Genomic DNA, 17,199 nt, shown 5'->3' with positions numbered 1-17,199 from the left:
CTATTTTAATTAAAACCTATTATCGCCATCTAATAAATCGCCTAAGCCACCAAGAATACTACCTTCTCCTTTATCTTTACCTCCCGCTTGTGGCGCCGATGCCAGTACACGGCCTGCTAACCTACTAAATGGTAACGATTGAATATATACTATTCCAGGGCCTTGAAGTTTTGCATAAAACAAGCCTTCACCTCCAAAAATAGTATTTCTTATTCCTCCTATAAATTCTATATCGTAATCTACATCCTGAGTAAATCCAACAATACACCCCGTATCTACTCGTAAAACCTCTCCCGGTTGCAATACCTTTCTAGCCATAGTACCACCAGCATGAACAAACGCCATACCATCGCCTTCAAGCTTTTGCATAATAAATCCTTCACCTCCAAAAAAACCTCGACCTAAACGTTTAGAAAATTCGATACCGATACTTACGCCTTTGGCTGCACATAAAAAGGCATCCTTTTGGCAGATGAATTTCCCTCTATATTCTGTTAAATCAATAGGAATTATTTTCCCAGGATATGGCGAAGCGAATGATACTTTACGTTTTCCTGATAGCACATTATAAAATGCGGTCATGAATAAACTCTCACCAGTTAGTATACGTTTACCGGCACCAAGAATCTTTCCTAAAAAGCCAGTATCTTTTTGCGAACCATCTCCAAAAATGGTTTCCATTTTAATACCATCGTCCATCATCATAAAACTTCCTGCTTCGGCTACAACGCCTTCCTGCGGATCAAGTTCTATTTCTACATACTGCATTTCTTCACCGTATATAGTATAATCAATTTCGTGTGCTGTCATTTTTTGTATTGTTTTTTGTTGATTCAGCTATAAGTTGAATATTTCCTTAATTTGTTACAATAGATTTTAAAATTATGATTTTACCTTAACACTCCATTCGAAAACAAACGATGAAACCTCAACACCTTCACTATTCAATCCAACCGATCTCAATGTTACGGTTTGCCCTTCTCCAGTTTCAATGGCTTGACGTAAACAGTCGTCTATTAAAAGACCATCATAACATGTAAAGGTTATTCTTCCTGTCGCTTTTTTTGTAAAAGTTGCAGTATTGGATGTTACCAACATGGAAATTTTCTTTCCTGAAGATTCTATTTTATCAATCATTAGTGCCCCTGTAGAAAGTTCGGCAGCCATGCCTTGTACTGCCCAAAACATGGAGCGAAACGGATTCTGGTTTATCCACCGATATTTTACAGAAACCACACATTTTTTATCGTCAAGATACTTAGTTCGAACACCGCAAAAATAAGCCGAAGGCAGCTTAAACAAAGTGAAAACATTTAATTTTATGGGAGTTATACTCATAACTATTTAGTCTTAGTTTTCACTAAGGTATGAAAATAATCTCTCCTTTTATTTGTTAAAATTTTGTTAATTTTAAGTACTATGCGTAACATAATACCTGTTTTAAGACATATATTTGCATAAGAAACTATTATATGTTTTAAATCATGTTAGACAAACACCAAAAAAACATCGCCACATTTATTCACCTATCAACCTTTAGCAGGTTTGTAATTCCTTTTGGAAATTTCCTTGGACCAATCATCCTTTGGATAACGAATAAAGATAAATCGGAGTTTATAGACGCGCATGGCAAACAGGCTATTAATTTTCAAATCAGTATTTTACTGTATGCTATTATTTTAGGCACCTTAACAATACCATTTTTTGTTTTCAAATTATTTAGTGGTATTGACTTTATAGATTTTAATGGATTTCATTTCGATTTCCATAGTGCCTCACCATTATTATTTGTTGGTGGATTTTTAGGCGTTCTTGCTGTAATTGGTTTTATAATAGAATTAGTACTTATTGTGGTAGCCAGCTTAAAAGCAAGAGATGGAGAATATTATCAATATCCGTTAACCATTAATTTTTTAAAATAATTTCATCAATCATATACTGAAAATTTTCATCAATCAATCAATCAATCAATCAATCAATCAATCAAAAAATGAACAGTTTCACAACCTTAAAATGCTTTAGAACATGAAGATAGAGAACACAAAAGCACAAATGCGTAAAGGCGTTTTAGAATTCTGCATACTATCGGTCTTAAAAGATGACGACGCCTATGTAGCAGAAATTCTAGATACCTTGAAGGACGCAAAACTGCTTGTGGTAGAAGGCACAATTTATCCACTACTAACAAGACTAAAAAACGCAGGACTTCTTAACTATCGTTGGGAAGAAAGTACTTCGGGACCACCCAGAAAATATTACGGTTTAACCGAAACAGGTAAATTATTTTTAAACGAATTAAACACCACTTGGAGCGAATTACAAAACGCCGTTAACATAGTAACCAACCAAAAAGCAAACAAAAATGAATAAAACAGTCAACATAAATTTAGCAGGTATATTCTTCCATATTGATGAAGATGCATACCTAAAATTACAACGCTATCTTGAGGCTATAAAACGTTCATTTACAGACTCTCAAGGTCGTGCCGAGATTATCGCAGATATTGAAGCTCGTATTGCCGAATTATTTAGCGAACGACTTCAAAACGAAAGACAAGTTATTGGCAACAAAGAAGTGGACGAAGTAATCTCTATTATGGGCCAACCGGAAGACTATTTGGTAGACGACGAAATTTTTGAAGACGAACCACAGTCTGCTCCAGCTAATAAATCGAGAGCATCTAAAAAACTTTATAGAGACACTGATAACTCCTATATAGGTGGTGTATCGGCAGGTTTAGCGCATTACTTTGGTATAGATGTGATCTGGATTCGCTTAACATGGATTCTATTGGTACTGGGAGCCGGAACCGGAATATTACTTTATATATTGTTATGGATTTTAGTTCCTGAGGCAAAGACCACAGCCGAAAAGCTAATGATGACCGGAGAACCCGTAAACATTAGTAACATCGAAAAAAAAATTAAAGACGGATTTGATTCGGTAAGTGAAACGGTTTCTGGTGTCGCTAAAAATGTTTCAGATTCTGTATCCGGAGCAGCCAAGAAAGTGGATGTAAAAAAACAAGGCAATAAAATAAAATCGAGTTCAAGAACTTTTTTTGATACGGTTGCCGATGTTATTATGTTCTTCTTTAAAATAATAGCCAAGTTTATCGGTCTTATTTTAATCTTAATAGGTGCTTCAACCTTAATCGCATTAATTGTTGGGTGGTTTTCATTAGGCGCTATAGATGTTATTCCTGGTACCGATTTAGTCGGTATTGTAAATGCTGGAGGCACACCTGTATGGCTGGCATCACTTTTAGCCTTCCTGGCAGTGGGGATTCCGTTTTTCTTCTTATTCTATTTAGGATTACGAATACTTATTACCAACCTAAAATCCATCGGGAAAATAGCTAAACTATCACTTTTAGGGTTATGGCTGTTTTCTATAATTGGTCTTACAATTATTACCATTAAAGAAGTAAGTGAGCATGCTTACAATGAGCATTATATTGAAAAAATGACATTAGAAACCAAAGCTAATGACACCTTAATGGTAAGTTTTGCCGATAACGATATTTTTAAAAATCCGTTTTACCGAAGTAATGATTTTAAGGTAGCTACTAGTGAAGAAGGTAAAAAGGCCATTTTCAGTAAAGATCTTAGAATCCAGGTGAAATCGACAACCGATAGTTTAGCTTTTCTTCGTATAGAAAAAAGTGCAGACGGAAGAAACTACGAAAAGGCTTTAGACCGTGCTAAAAACATTGAATACAGTTATACATTTAATAATCAGGAATTAGTTTTAGATCCTTATTTCACTACGCCAGTTTCAAATAAGTATTGTGAACAAGAAGTTTTAATAACCTTGTATTTACCTGTTGGAAGTGTTGTTTATTTTGCTAAAAACACCGAATCATTTTTAAATTACAGAACACATTCTAACAACATTGTGTCTTCCAATCAGGTGAGTCATTATTTAACAGTAGACAGTGATGCTGTTATTTGTGACACTTGCGAAACCGAAGAGGATGAGGAAAACGATGATATTGAAATTAACATTGATATGCCTCAGGTAAAAATTAACGATAAAGGCATTGAAATTAAAACCGGCGACAATCAAATTTTAAAAATTGACGAGAACGGAATTAATGGTAATTCTGAAAATGTACGCGTTAAAATCGACTCGACGGGTATTAACATCACATCAGATAAAGAAACTGAAGAAAACAAAGATTAATAACAATTCATCATCAAAAAACAACAGTTCAAGCATTTAAGTTATTCATCAAGACTATAAAAGAGGATATTTGAACTAAACAAATCAATCAAAAAACGAACAGTCATGACAACACTAATCAAAATCATAGTAACCACCATATTAAGTTTGAGTCTATTCTCTTGCAATTTCGATATTAACTTCAATTCCGGAGTAAAAGGTAATGGCAATGTAATTTCTGAAGAACGCTCTATTACTGAACCTTTCACAGACATTAAGGCTACAGAAGGACTTGACGTTTACCTAACACAAAGCGACAAGGCAGGAGTAACTGTAGAAGCCGATGAAAATTTACAAAGCCTTATTATTACCGAAGTTATTGATGGTACTTTAAAAATCCATTGTGAAAAGAACATTGGCAGATGTAAGTCTAAAAAAGTGATGGTGAGTTTTAAGGATATCGCCAGTATCAAATCCACGAGCGGTAGTGATGTATACTCCACCAACACAATCGTGATTAATGATTTACAATTAGAGTCAACCAGCGGAAGTGACATGAAATTAGATGTCAACACAAATAGCTTAACTTGTAAAACAACAAGTGGAAGTGATTTAAAAGTATCCGGAAACACAAAAAAACTAATTGTAGAATCTACCAGCGGTAGTGATTTTAAAGGCGCTAATCTTATTGCAGAATCTAGCCAGGTAAAAGCCTCTAGTGGCGCTGATATTACGGTAAATACTTCGAAAGAATTAACTGCCGATGCCAGCAGTGGCGCTGATATTAAATACTTAGGTGAACCTGAACAGGTAAACAAAAACAGTAGTTCTTCAGGAAGTGTTAAAAAACAATAAACACTAACCAACCCTCTATATATAAAAAAGGCTTCACAACGTTTCGTGAAGCCTTTTTTGTTTATTAACTCAATACAAATCTTAGGTCAACGCTTTTTGTTTAAACTTTTTAGAATCTTTATCTTCAAGTTCTATAATAATCACAAAAGGATCTTTACACTTTCCCTTTACGTCATCAAGAAAATATTCACCATTGGCAATTTCTTCAAGGTTAAATGATTTTTTAGGTTTTGATAGTAAGTAGGCTCTTTTTATAATACTGCCTTTGTTCAGTTTCACTCTATATTTTCCGTTAATAGGCTTGTTAAATACCACCATATTAATAGCATCATCTGAATCGCTACTTTTTGTAAAATAGCCCCAACTCTGCTTTTTTAAACCGGCATAACCACAATTGTAAATCACAGAGCTATTATCATCCATCCAATCTCCAATTTCTTTAGCCAATTTAACCTCTTTCTCCCTGAAGTTTCCTTCTCCTCTAGGTCCAAAATTTAACAAGAAATTTCCGTTTTGAGAGGTACACTGCACCAACATTTCAATTAGTTCGTTAGATGTTTTGATGTGGGTTAATGTCCAGTCTTTATGGTATCCCCACTGGTTTTCAGGAATCGTCATACAACACTCCCAATCATTTTTAGTAACAGCAACATCCCATGGGTTTGGCAAACGACGTTCATACCCAGACTCGTAATCTCCCATTAAAACACCATTAGAATCAAAATGACGACTACCATATTCATCGGCTCGCATACGGCTATTTACAATAAGTCCGGGATTCTTTTCTTTTAATTTCTTTTCCAAATCATAAGAAAACTTCCCGTTATCTTTCCAACATTGATCCCAGGTACCATCAAACCATAGTCCTTTAACCGTTGGATAACGTTCCAATAGTTCTAATAACTGATTTTCGGTAAATGCTTTTAAACGCTCAAACGCCGCTTTATCTTCTTCGGTATTTAACTTGTAGCGCCAGTCTGGATGGTGCCAGTCCAGCACCGAATAATACAAACTTACATCGATACCTTCCTCGTTATAAGCTTTTATAAATTCACCTAATAAATCCTTTCTATACGGTGTGTTTTCAATATCGAAATCGGTGTATTTACTCGGCCATAAACAAAAGCCTTCATGGTGTTTAGTTGTAATGGTTACATATTTTACGCCCATATCTTTCGCCATTTTAGCCCATTCTTTAGCATCGAACTTAACCGGGTTAAACTGGTATTGCAAAGAATCCCAAGTTGCTGTACTTATTCCTGCAGAACTCTTTAAAAACTCAGCAGCATACTTATAGGTTTTACCTTCCCAAATCCCTCCGGGAATAGCATATAACCCCCAATGAATAAATTGCCCAAACCTATTAGAACGCCATTTTTTCATGGCTTCATCCTGACGAGGCAATTCGGTTAACTGCCCATATTTTACTTCCTTTTTTATTGCATTTTGAGCTTGTAATTGAATTATTGCTAATAAAAACAAGCCAATACAAGTGATTGTTCTTTTTATCATTTTTTATAAATTTTAGAAACCAGAATGAACTTTGGTACTCTCTTTCATTTTAAAGTCCTTTGTCTTCTCTGAAGTAAAATTCCAAACAATTGAATCTTCAATTATTTCTCCATTCTTTTCAATAATTGCTCTAATTGTATTTTCACCTTTTGCTAAGGTTATGCTTTCAAAAATATAGTGCACATCGGTGGTTCCTGTTATAGGTTGTGCTAATAGCTCTCCATTTAAATACACTTTTGGTTCTCCTTGGTTAGAGTAGACTTTTATATTAGTTGTTTGCATTTCACGGTCCACCATTCGTCTTTCGGCTATATATAAAACCGGTTCTTCACTCCAGTTCGCTTTATACCAATAAAAGGCATCTTTTTTAATGGCCCTGTCGAAGGTTACCAAGCCTTTATGATTACGTGCTTCGATACCACCGTTATTCCATTTAGGCACACAGAAATCAAACATATTCCATAAATAAGAACTTAATATATTCGGATTGTTTTTAATGATTCCCCACTGAACTTCGTGTGTTTTGGTTTGATAGGTTTCCGGGTAAAAAGGCTTCCAGTATTGCCAGGTATTTTCGATAAACTCGGTTTGATGATTAGGATTTCCTCCTGCCCCGTATTCCGTAAGCATAATTTTATACTCAGGATAATTGGCTTTCAATCCTTTAGCCCATTGTTCTAAATCACCCATCTTACCTTCGTACCAACCATAGTATCTGTTCATTCCCTGAATATCAGAGTTTAAATTCACTGGATGATCCATATGCCCGTAACCATTAACAGCTACGGTATATCTGCCCGGGTCTTCACTCTTTGCCAAATCGTGCATTTCTTTGGTTAATTGTGACGTATAGTCGTGCGGTTTATACACTTCGTTATGAAGCCCCCAAACATAAATAGACGGATGATTAAAGTTCTGACGAATTAACTCTTTCAATTGTAATTTGGCATTCGCACCTTCTTCGCCGCTAACGCGATTAACAAAAGGCACTTCTGCCCAAACCAATAAGCCGAGACTATCACACTTGGAATAAAAATAATCGGATTGCTGATAATGTGCCAAGCGCACCGTAGTTACCCCCATTTCCATAATCATATCTAAATCGGTATCGTGATGTTCCTTTTCTAAGGCATTACCTATTCCCCACCAATCCTGGTGACGACACACCCCATACATTGGGTATTTTTCATTATTTAAAAACACACCTTTACCAGCAATAACCTCAACTTTTCTGACACCTAAAGGCTGCACAATTTCATCTAAAATTTCACCTCCATTTTTTACTGAAGTGACTACTCTATATAAATACGGATCCTTTCTACCCTGCCATAAATGCGGTTTATTAAGCGTAACTGAGGTAGTAAAAGTTTGTACTCCCTGAGGAGACAAAGATATTTGCTCTCTCCTATTAGCAACTAATTTTCCTTGTTGATTATATATTTTGTTTTCTAATTGCAGTTCCTGAATATCTTTAAGATTACTTGATAGTTTAACCTTTACCGATACATTCGCTCTTTTGTTATCTATTAACTCCTGGGAAATATAAACACCATTTGAAGCATAATCGGTAACGTCTATATTTACCTGATTAGTGGTTATTAACCAAACCGGACGATGGATGCCGCCATACACCCCAAATAAATTATGATTAGCAGGAATAACATCTTTACGAGCTTCATTATTTACTTTAAGTAAAAATTCATTTTCCTCTCCAAATTTAACTGCTTTTGTAATCTCGAATGAAAAGGCCGAATACCCGCCTTTATGGTTCCCTACTAAAATACCATTAATATATAAATCGGCCACCTGACCAACGCCTTCAAATTTTAAAAACAGGCGTTTATCTTTTAGTTTTGAATCAACCAAAAACGTTTTTTTATAATAGGCGTCGCCTTCGTAAAACTTACCATGGTCTACCTGCATGTCTTTCGCATTGTAAGTATGAGGTATTTTAACGTCCTCCCATTTCCTGTCCCAGCTTTGCATGAAAACCAATTCGTTTTCAGAGAAAGGGCCTTTTTTAAATTGCCATCCTTCGTTAAACGATTCAACTTTACGACCGGTTTGAGAAAACCCGAATGGTGTAATTAAAATACCGAGTAGTAATATGGTGATATTCCTTTTCAATGTTCCGTTTTTTAAATTCATTTTCAATAAAACTAGTTCTTACAAAAAAAGGTATTTAACCAATTCCTGTCGAGGTCATATCTTGCAGACTAGGTGTAAATTTTAATCAATTGAGACATATGCTTAAAAAAAGGGTTCATATGTTTGACCAAACATTAGGTTAAACCATATCATTTGACATATACGCATAAAAAAAGGCTTCACAATTATTTGTAAAGCCTTCTTTTTTTTTATTAAAACTATTTGATTTATTCCACGACTAAATTAAAATCTATAAATATTTCATCGTCAACAGTAATTAAACCAAACATCTTTTTGGGTTGTTCTAAATTATAATCACTTAAACATACTTTTAATCCTCCTTTTATTAATGTACTTCCATTACTATTAACAGTTACAGGTATTTTGTATTCTTTTCTAATGCCTGCAATTTCAACATCAACAAGGGTTTGAACATTTGTTTTATCTTCTAAACTACTTGTTTCTTTAAGGATTAGCTTGATTTGCGGATACGTTTCTGATTTTAATATTTTTTGAAAATCACGATTAATACCTTTTCCTCCACAATCGAAACAGCCACTGTCTAAAACCAAAGCGGTTTCTTTAAATTTAAATTTTTCTCCGTTCGTAAAATAAGTTACAGACACTGGATTTTTAAGCCGTTTGGAATCAAAAACACAACTAAAGGAATGCACATTGGTTGTTCCTTTAACCACTAGTGTACTTTTTGGTGACACAACAACCGACGTGTTTTTAACAGCAGTATCTTTATTTGTAAAAGCTAATGCTGCTAGTATAAACACTATAAACACAACTCTTCTCATTTTTCTTACGTTTGTTTTCTTTTCTATTATAAAGATAATAAACAAGTCTCTAAAGCATTAAGTTAATACAAAGTTTAACTATTTTACAACACTTTAGAGACTTGTCTGACTACTTAGCTATTAATCGTTCTTATTTTTATTTTAGAAACTAATTACGGCCTCTAACATTGCTCCGTTAAATTTACCTTCACCTAAAATACTGTCTGTTGCATAACCATCATAAGTTTGGTTCACGTATTCAGCTTTTAATAAGATGTTTTTAGTCATAAACCAACCAGCAGAAATGTTAAATCTATCGATTTCTACATCTTCTCCACTAGCTAATTCTGCATCAACTAAGTTGTAACGTCCACCTACATAGAAGTTTTCATTTTGTCCGAAACGGTAGATTAACTCTCCTGCATATTGATTTGTGTTTCTTCTATCTGCTTCTGCTAAAGCTCTACCATTAGTCATTTCAATCGTTCCAAAAAATTCTAAACCTTGATATTTTACAAATGGATTAATCATAACAGCAGTTATTTTATTTCTGAATCCAGGGTCAAAACGACCTGATCTAAAATTTCCTTTGGCTGTTGCATCCACACCTTCCATTACAAAATAGTATCTAGATCCAGCTCTATCTGCTGTATATAAGTAGTTGTTTTTAACAAATCCAGTATTATACAAAGAGCCTGATAATCTAACTCTTAAATCGTCATTTAATTGTTTATCATACCCTAATTTCGCTAAGAATGCAGCTCCACCTGTAGTACCGTCAGAAGATTGTACATCTTGATTTAATTTACCATTAGAGAAACCAACCATTCCAAATAGTCCGCTATCACATCTGTAGTAAGCCTCAGCTCCAATTTCAGTTGTAAAAGCATCCATAATTAAGTTTCCAACAAATGGATTGTAAATAGCTTGCGCATTATCTGTTCTTCTAAAGTGTGCATCACCGTAGTTATTCTCCATATGACCAATTCTAATAGTCGTATGTTTCATTAAGTCACTTAACAAACCTTCGCTAATAAAGTCTAATTTATCAATTTGAAAGTACCCACCTTTTACATATGGTTCCGGGTGGTGACGAGATGATAAATAGGTTCTTAAGTGCATACGAACACCATCTGCCAATGCTACATCTACATCTAAATTTGCAGTTGCTAAGTTAAAATTTGATCCTATTTCTTTTAGAGGAACAGCTCCAGAATTTTCATGATCTAAAGCTTGAAATTGTAAAGCAAAAGCACCTCCTACACGTACATTAAGACCATCAAAAGTTGAAATGGTATCCTTCGGATCTTCAAAGACATTTACCCCTCTTTGATCTGGTTGCCTGTAATTATCTAAATCTCTATTATTTTGCGCATAAAAACTAAGTCCTGCTAGTAAGGCTGCGCCTAAGATTGCATTTTTGAAAATTGATTTCATGATTTCTAATTGTTTAAGTTGTTAAGTGTTTTAAATTGATTTATTTAAATATGGTTGAATATTTAACTGTTACTTCATCGCCTGTAGTAATGGTTCCGAACATGGCTGTAGGAGGATCTACTTTAAAATCGGTCATTTTGAACGTTTTCTCACCATCTAATGTAATTTTAGAACCGTTAATAGTTACTTTAAAATTCATTGGAACATTCTTAGTTGTTCCGGCGATAGTTAAATCTCCTTGTGCTTTTACCTCAAAAACTCCAGACCCTTTATCTGTTACAGTATTAACTTTTGTTAATTTAAAGGTTATAGATTTGTGCTTACTTGAATTTAAAGCTTTATAAGTGTTTTTATCCATACCAGATTTTCCACTTTTTAAACTTTCTGTTACAATATTTAAAGTAAGCTGATCTATTGTGCCCGCTTCTGTACTAGAAAAATTGATTTTACCTGATTGATTTTCGGCATCAATATGCCAATCGTGTAAACTTGAGGTTCCGTAAACTTTTAATGAAGACTCTTTGTTTACTAAGTTATACTCCTGAGCTTGAACCTGACCTAAACCTACAAATAGTATGACGGCTAAGCCCAACATTTTAACGCCTAATTTTCTAAATTTACTCATCACTTTTTATGTTTTAAATTATACAACAAAGATACATTGCACTTCAATTTTGAAACTATGATTTTTATCATGTTTCCGTTAAATAAATTTAATCAAACACTATCTAAAAGAACTTAAACAATTGACATTCAACTTTATAATATTAATAAAAATATTACAAGACGCAAAACAGATTTTGATGAATTTTTTATTTTTTTTCGTCATTTTTAACAAAAATTAAAGTCCATTTTTTTTTGAGATTCCAATAACAGGTTAATAATTTACTCCTTAAACATTAAGTATATAAAAAATTAGTATCAAAATTTAAGTGATACAATCTTGTAACTCTTACAAAAATATAATAATTTTACTACATATTAACCCACATAAAACTTAACCTTATCATGAAACGCATTCTCCTAATTCTTGCGCTTTTTTTTATTCCTAAACTTAACTGTGCTCAAGAAGTCATTTGGAACACATCAAATTATCAAAAAGGAATATACAAAACCTATGCTGAGTTTATAACTAATAAACCTTCTTTAGATTACGATGCTTTTGAAATACAAGACAAGAAAGCTTCATGCGGTCTAACAAGTTTCAAAACATTAGATGTCAAACGTTTTAAAATAAAAAACAAAGAGGCAAAAAAAATAGAAGGTATTGTTGGTTTTAGTGATGGTACACATGTCTACATAAACCCTGCCACATTAAATGGTTTTAACTCTAAAACCAATTTTTATACCGTTGAATTTTATCAGCAATTTGCATTTATAGAATTCATTAAAACCACAACCATTAGAAATGGATCCTGAATTACTTGAAGCATTTAAAAATGAAAGCGGAAAAGAAAAAAAAGTCAAAGAGTATTTTATTAAATACGTCAATAAACTTAACAAAAAAAACAGTTAGTTGTCGGGATGACAGGAAGACTAAACGATACTGTTACAATTGAAAATATTTAATTATTGGCTGGGTTTTTAGCATATTTCTTTTTTTTAATATTCCAACAAAAGACTTATAAAAAAAGTCTAAAAATGAAATTGAAGATATTGGAAAATAAAGAAGGTAACTACTTCCCTTTAATTTTTTTACTCAATTTCAAAATGTACTCACTTACTTTACTTTGCACCATTTTAGCATAGCTTTCCTGTAAATTACGTTGAAAAAACTTACTTATAACTAAAAATTAACGTACATTTGTTTATGTAAAATTATGTTTTGAACAACTTTCTATAAATGTTCTGTTAACCAATATTAAAAAATGAAACAAATTTACATCTTAGCCATATTTACTTTAATTTCATTGAATGCGTTAGGAATGCAAATCTTTGTTGAAACACCTGATGATGGAACTATAACATTAGAAGTAGAACCTTCTGACACTATAGATAATGTTAAACAAAAAATACAAGACCAACTATCCACTCCAACTGACGAACAAATATTAAGCTATGAAGGCAAAGTATTGGAAGATGGCAGGACTTTATCTGACTATAATATTCAAACGGAAAGCACCTTGACACTAACATTCACTTCTCTTAGTCTTGATGACTTAAATAGGGGTAAGAATATGTTTTTGTATCCAAACCCTTCTTCCAAAGATATTTTTATTACTGGATTAAAAGATGAACGTAAATACACCATATACAACACCATATGTCAAGAAATTAAAACAGGGATTGTTTCAAATAATAAAAAAATAAATATTGAAAACTTCACTAATGGTTTTTACATTATTCAGCTTGAAAATTTTAGAAATTTCAGATTCATGAAAAATTAAATAATATACTAGTATGCAACCATTTACTCTATAAAAAGTATTAGTCTAGTTTATAAAACAGGAAGCTTTAAATTAAACTAATTAATTTAGGTAATTTTTAATAAACACCTATAATTTTAATGAACTATTGTAAGTAATGAAAAGTGGCTATTTTAGTATATTATTATTTTAAACCAACTTGCAAATATTACATTAAGTACACAAAGTTCTAGCAAGTGTATAATAAAATTCTTATCTTAATTAAAAATCATTAGGATATCATGAGAATACTTAGTTTATTAAATATTTACCTCCAATTACCACCTGGAACACAAAATCCAGACGATAATGCACCATTAGACTTTACAGATACTTTTAATATAATTGTATTTATTGTTTTACCTATAATTGCTGTGATTTTATATTTTGTCTGGAGGAAACAAAAGAAAAAGAACGGGAAATTATAAAATAATCTAATCAAGAGAAATACTATAAATAAAATATGCTAATTTGAATGCATTTATATTCACCCAAGCATAGCTCCCAGAAAACCTGAGCTTTTCCTCTAATAACATTTCAGGAGATACATTACCTGTTTCATAAGTTAGTTTTTTTTTTGCTTTTTAAACTTAAACATTATGGTAAAGCATATGCTTTTCTTTCTATTGTTGATAATCTAAAGCTGATATGTATGATTCCAAATGCACAATATTCATCATACCTCTAAACTGACTATTAAACAGATTTGGTTGACCATTTTGATTTATTTGTTTAGAAAAATAATTCGTGTAATTCATAACATAAAATCACTTCAAATTGCAGCAAATCATTGCTTATATATTTGGCAATCAAACTATTTTAAAAAAGAGAAGCTATCTACTTCCCTTGATATTTTACTTTTACTATATTTGGTTAAAACATTAAAAATATGATTTTAGGAGTATCTGAATGGTTAAGCAGTAAACTAGGATGGAAAACATCACATATCCGAATTGCTTTTGTTTTGTCTGTATTAATCTTTGGGGTTGGTATAGGTCTTTATCTTATTCTTTGGATAGTAAAGATGTTCTCTAAATAAGTACAAAAGGGAGGCTAAACGCTCCTCTAATTTCTCACTCAATTTTAAAATGTGCTCACTTGCCTTGCTTTGTGCTACCTTAGTATAATGGTTCTGAGTTACAGTTATCATACTATGCCCCAGAAGCTGAGATACTATTTCAATAGATACATCATTGTATAGAAGTGCTGTAGTAGAAAATGTTTTATGGCAATATGATGTGATATAATCTTTTCATTGCTCACTATTTCACATATTGCCTTGATATAGGAGTTAAATTTCTGAAATGAAATTTTAGGGAATAGAATTGAACGTTTTTCATTTTATAACATGTTGATTTTCATTTTAATTCTTATTGATATTTAATATTGTTCAAATTTTATGATACAACTGATTGTCAACAACTTATTATCCCATATTTTCCATCATAGACCTTATCGGATATGATAAGTGGTAAATTTTTATTCCTTTGAGGTAAGATAATTTTCAACATAAACATATTTGAAGCATGAAAACTAATTACAAAATTTTACTCTTTGTCTTAGCTATACTTCTTAATTATGCCTGCTCCAAAGAAGATAACGAAGAACCCTGTGAAGACAGCTACATTCTTTATTCTTATGAAAGTTGTGAATCTATAAATTCAAATGGCTATATATTATCTATAGAAGAAGGTGAACGCATTAAACAAATTATTGAGGCTTCAAATGAGAATTGCTTTACTATTGAAGGAATTAATAAAAGTGGAGAGAGCTTTGAAGCCTTAATTAGGACAGACACATCTATTACACCAATTTACTTATTTGACTGTAGCGAATTTTGTATTTTCTGTGATGGATGGTGGTAAAGTATAATTAAATACTCCCCACTGCAACTTACTTTAAATTATTAACTATTATGAATAGGCTAATTTACAATTTAGGATTTTGGACATTTATTTTAACAGGAATTTCAACATCTAATGCACAGAGTAAGAACATATGCATTAGTGATAGTTTATTTGGTAACTCCGAGAAGCATAAAGTTAAGGTGGGCATTAAATCTGGTAATAAAATGTGGAACTTCAGATTTGGAGATTACCATATTACAAAAAGTAAAACAGGATGGCTTACCTCCACAGAAAAATCTAACTTTTTATACACAAAGACAGAAAGTAAAAGCAAATATAAATTCTCATTGACCTTAGCGAATAAAACAAGGGATACAGCAATAGTCAATTCATTAAATAAAACATCTATTAAAGAGCTTCATTCCTTTGAGTTGTTTAAAAATTTCCACGTTGGGTATGATGAAGTAGCTAAACAATACGAGTTTTTCACTAGTTTCATCACATTAAATAACTATAAGGATGAAATTTGGGAATTACTTATCGAAAATACTTATGATAAAAATTTTGACAGTAAAAATATTTCCTTTCTTAAACATAAACAAAGGGTTATACATATCAACCCTGTAAGCTCTAAGCAATGTAGTAAAGACAAAAGATGGTTTCCTGCATTAGGTTACGAATTTGAAGAAAATGGAGAGTCTCTATGTGCTATGCAATATTTCGGTGGTGGTTTGTTTGGACAGAATAAATACTTTGTGTGGCTTAAAACAGACCTAGATCCAAAGTTAGAATTTATCCTTTCAGCTGCAATGACGGCCATTATGGAAGTAAGAGGACCTGATTATTTAGAACAAATGCTTTTTAATGATAATGATTAAACCTAATGAAAACTAAATTCAACATTCTATTTGTCTTGGCATCTTTATTTTTTAATTTTTCATGCTCGGATGATAACAATAATGATTCAAATGAGCCGTGCGAAGACTACTATGAACTTTATACATATTATTGTAATACTTCAACTTTTGAAGGTTTCCATACACTAAACCTTAAAGAAGGGGAACGAATAAATAATATTATTAACTCTTCTTCTGAAACATGTTTTATTATAACTGGGGTTGACTGGAAAGGAGATAGTTTTAATGGATATGTAGGTTCTGATACATTCAGCAAATTAACCTTTGTAGATTGCAGCAAAAGATGGGGTACTAACTAAAAAAAATACCTTTTTCTTTTTTAAAGACTAAAACTTAGTTTTGAACGGCAACACCATATTCTTTATCTGAATCCTAATCCTCAGAAACAATGCGCTTTTAAGAAGCCAAACTTAAAAAAAAGACAGTTAGTTGTCGGGATGACAGGACGCCACAACAAAACACAACAACTTTAAAAACAATGATTTACAATTAAAATATTTTAAAAGGACACCTAATAGGACATTTTTATTTTAAAAAATTGACTATCACATAGCAAATTTAGATAAAATAATTCAATTTAAATTTAACAATTCTCATTAAAGGCTTACCAAACTATACTTTTTAAAATCAAAATTTAACTCAGTAAACACATTCCCTATTATAGAGTTGCAACGACATAGAAAACTATTCTTACCGTAATCTTTTAACTCCCTACGCCAACGGTAAAGTACTGATGGAAATATATCCAAGTCTTCACATACTTGTTTTACATTGCCTTTGGCATAACTTAACTCGACTGCTTTTTGTTTAAATTCTAAGGTGTAATGTTTAGATTTTCTTCTCATAATTGCTAAGATAAAAACTAACTAACATTTTCTCTCATCTTTATGTCCAGTCTAATATAGGAAGTCCAATCTTTAAAATTGCACCCCATCAGAATTCAGAATCAACTTAAAAATGCAATAAGAAGTATTTATTAGATAAAGAAACTGATTTAATGTATATATAAGTTCTATCAGGACACAATTCAACAAAAGCAACCGAAATCTATACGGTTGTATAGATTGAACGCATCCGGAGAACTATTTATAGCAAATATAATGCCCTATCTAACTCTTGATACGAACTATT

General features: G+C 32.4%; 18 protein-coding genes and 1 pseudogene. 11 read left to right on the top strand and 8 right to left on the bottom strand.

Annotation, left to right across the window (positions count from 1 at the left end; all coding sequences use genetic code 11):
- Positions 1-9: 9 nt before the first annotated feature.
- The gene (locus tag ICJ85_RS14400) at positions 10-810 is read right to left on the bottom strand and encodes a TIGR00266 family protein (RefSeq protein ID WP_188224502.1); all 801 of its coding nucleotides are present in this window, start codon (positions 808-810) and stop codon (positions 10-12) included.
- Positions 811-882: 72 nt separating this feature from the next.
- On the bottom strand, positions 883-1,338 hold the full coding sequence (locus ICJ85_RS14395) for a DUF4442 domain-containing protein (protein WP_188224501.1): 456 nt from the start codon (positions 1,336-1,338) through the stop codon (positions 883-885).
- A gap of 146 nt (positions 1,339-1,484) precedes the next feature.
- Here ICJ85_RS14395 and ICJ85_RS14390 point away from each other — a divergent pair, with 146 nt between their 5' ends.
- The 4 genes from ICJ85_RS14390 to ICJ85_RS14375 all read left to right on the top strand — a co-directional run bounded on the left by ICJ85_RS14390 (position 1,485) and on the right by ICJ85_RS14375 (position 5,020).
- Positions 1,485-1,922 (top strand): DUF4870 domain-containing protein, encoded by a 438-nt coding sequence (locus ICJ85_RS14390; RefSeq protein WP_188224500.1) that lies wholly within the window; start codon positions 1,485-1,487, stop codon positions 1,920-1,922.
- A 103-nt stretch (positions 1,923-2,025) separates the two neighbouring features.
- Positions 2,026-2,370, top strand: a complete 345-nt coding sequence (locus ICJ85_RS14385; protein WP_188224499.1) for a PadR family transcriptional regulator — start codon at positions 2,026-2,028, stop codon at positions 2,368-2,370.
- Positions 2,363-4,186 carry a PspC domain-containing protein gene (locus ICJ85_RS14380; RefSeq protein WP_188224498.1) on the top strand — a complete coding sequence of 608 codons (1,824 nt, stop codon included), beginning with the start codon at positions 2,363-2,365 and terminating at the stop codon, positions 4,184-4,186. The genes ICJ85_RS14385 and ICJ85_RS14380 overlap by 8 nt, the downstream gene beginning before the upstream one ends.
- Positions 4,187-4,291: 105 nt before the next feature.
- On the top strand, positions 4,292-5,020 hold the full coding sequence (locus ICJ85_RS14375) for a head GIN domain-containing protein (protein WP_188224497.1): 729 nt from the start codon (positions 4,292-4,294) through the stop codon (positions 5,018-5,020).
- Positions 5,021-5,101: 81 nt separating this feature from the next.
- Here the strand turns inward: ICJ85_RS14375 and ICJ85_RS14370 are convergent, their stop codons facing one another.
- The 5 genes from ICJ85_RS14370 to ICJ85_RS14350 all read right to left on the bottom strand — a co-directional run bounded on the left by ICJ85_RS14370 (position 5,102) and on the right by ICJ85_RS14350 (position 11,524).
- Positions 5,102-6,532: an alpha-L-fucosidase gene (locus tag ICJ85_RS14370; RefSeq protein WP_188224496.1), complete on the bottom strand. Its 1,431-nt coding sequence runs from the start codon at positions 6,530-6,532 to the stop codon at positions 5,102-5,104.
- Between the two features lie 12 nt (positions 6,533-6,544).
- Positions 6,545-8,659 carry a glycoside hydrolase family 2 protein gene (locus ICJ85_RS14365; protein ID WP_241739556.1) on the bottom strand — a complete coding sequence of 705 codons (2,115 nt, stop codon included), beginning with the start codon at positions 8,657-8,659 and terminating at the stop codon, positions 6,545-6,547.
- 248 nt (positions 8,660-8,907) lie between these two features.
- Positions 8,908-9,483 carry a YceI family protein gene (locus ICJ85_RS14360; protein ID WP_188224494.1) on the bottom strand — a complete coding sequence of 192 codons (576 nt, stop codon included), beginning with the start codon at positions 9,481-9,483 and terminating at the stop codon, positions 8,908-8,910.
- A gap of 141 nt (positions 9,484-9,624) precedes the next feature.
- On the bottom strand, positions 9,625-10,899 hold the full coding sequence (locus tag ICJ85_RS14355) for a hypothetical protein (protein WP_188224493.1): 1,275 nt from the start codon (positions 10,897-10,899) through the stop codon (positions 9,625-9,627).
- Between the two features lie 40 nt (positions 10,900-10,939).
- Positions 10,940-11,524, bottom strand: coding sequence for a YceI family protein (locus ICJ85_RS14350; protein ID WP_188224492.1), 585 nt, complete (start codon positions 11,522-11,524; stop codon positions 10,940-10,942).
- A gap of 383 nt (positions 11,525-11,907) precedes the next feature.
- Here ICJ85_RS14350 and ICJ85_RS14345 point away from each other — a divergent pair, with 383 nt between their 5' ends.
- From ICJ85_RS14345 to ICJ85_RS14315, 7 genes are all read left to right on the top strand, one after another.
- Positions 11,908-12,318: a hypothetical protein gene (locus tag ICJ85_RS14345; RefSeq protein ID WP_188224491.1), complete on the top strand. Its 411-nt coding sequence runs from the start codon at positions 11,908-11,910 to the stop codon at positions 12,316-12,318.
- A gap of 449 nt (positions 12,319-12,767) precedes the next feature.
- Positions 12,768-13,286 (top strand): ubiquitin-like protein, encoded by a 519-nt coding sequence (locus ICJ85_RS14340; RefSeq protein WP_188224490.1) that lies wholly within the window; start codon positions 12,768-12,770, stop codon positions 13,284-13,286.
- Between the two features lie 260 nt (positions 13,287-13,546).
- Complete coding sequence (locus ICJ85_RS14335; protein WP_188224489.1) at positions 13,547-13,732, top strand: FeoB-associated Cys-rich membrane protein; 186 nt, start codon at positions 13,547-13,549, stop codon at positions 13,730-13,732.
- 461 nt (positions 13,733-14,193) lie between these two features.
- Positions 14,194-14,343 (top strand): PspC domain-containing protein, encoded by a 150-nt coding sequence (locus ICJ85_RS16735; RefSeq protein ID WP_188224488.1) that lies wholly within the window; start codon positions 14,194-14,196, stop codon positions 14,341-14,343.
- Between the two features lie 487 nt (positions 14,344-14,830).
- The gene (locus ICJ85_RS14325; protein ID WP_188224487.1) at positions 14,831-15,169 is read left to right on the top strand and encodes a hypothetical protein; all 339 of its coding nucleotides are present in this window, start codon (positions 14,831-14,833) and stop codon (positions 15,167-15,169) included.
- A 50-nt stretch (positions 15,170-15,219) separates the two neighbouring features.
- Positions 15,220-16,029: a hypothetical protein gene (locus tag ICJ85_RS14320; protein WP_188224486.1), complete on the top strand. Its 810-nt coding sequence runs from the start codon at positions 15,220-15,222 to the stop codon at positions 16,027-16,029.
- 5 nt (positions 16,030-16,034) lie between these two features.
- Positions 16,035-16,367: a hypothetical protein gene (locus ICJ85_RS14315; RefSeq protein ID WP_188224485.1), complete on the top strand. Its 333-nt coding sequence runs from the start codon at positions 16,035-16,037 to the stop codon at positions 16,365-16,367.
- A 366-nt stretch (positions 16,368-16,733) separates the two neighbouring features.
- Here the strand turns inward: ICJ85_RS14315 and ICJ85_RS14310 are convergent.
- Positions 16,734-16,913, bottom strand: a pseudogene (locus ICJ85_RS14310) (transposase); the annotation flags it as partial.
- Between the last annotated feature and the right edge of the window lie 286 nt (positions 16,914-17,199).

This window comes from Aestuariibaculum marinum, from assembly GCF_014596975.1.
GTDB lineage: Bacteria > Bacteroidota > Bacteroidia > Flavobacteriales > Flavobacteriaceae > Aestuariibaculum > Aestuariibaculum marinum.
The sequence above is the reverse complement of the archived record's forward strand: the minus strand, read 5'-3'. Positions and strand labels throughout refer to the sequence as shown.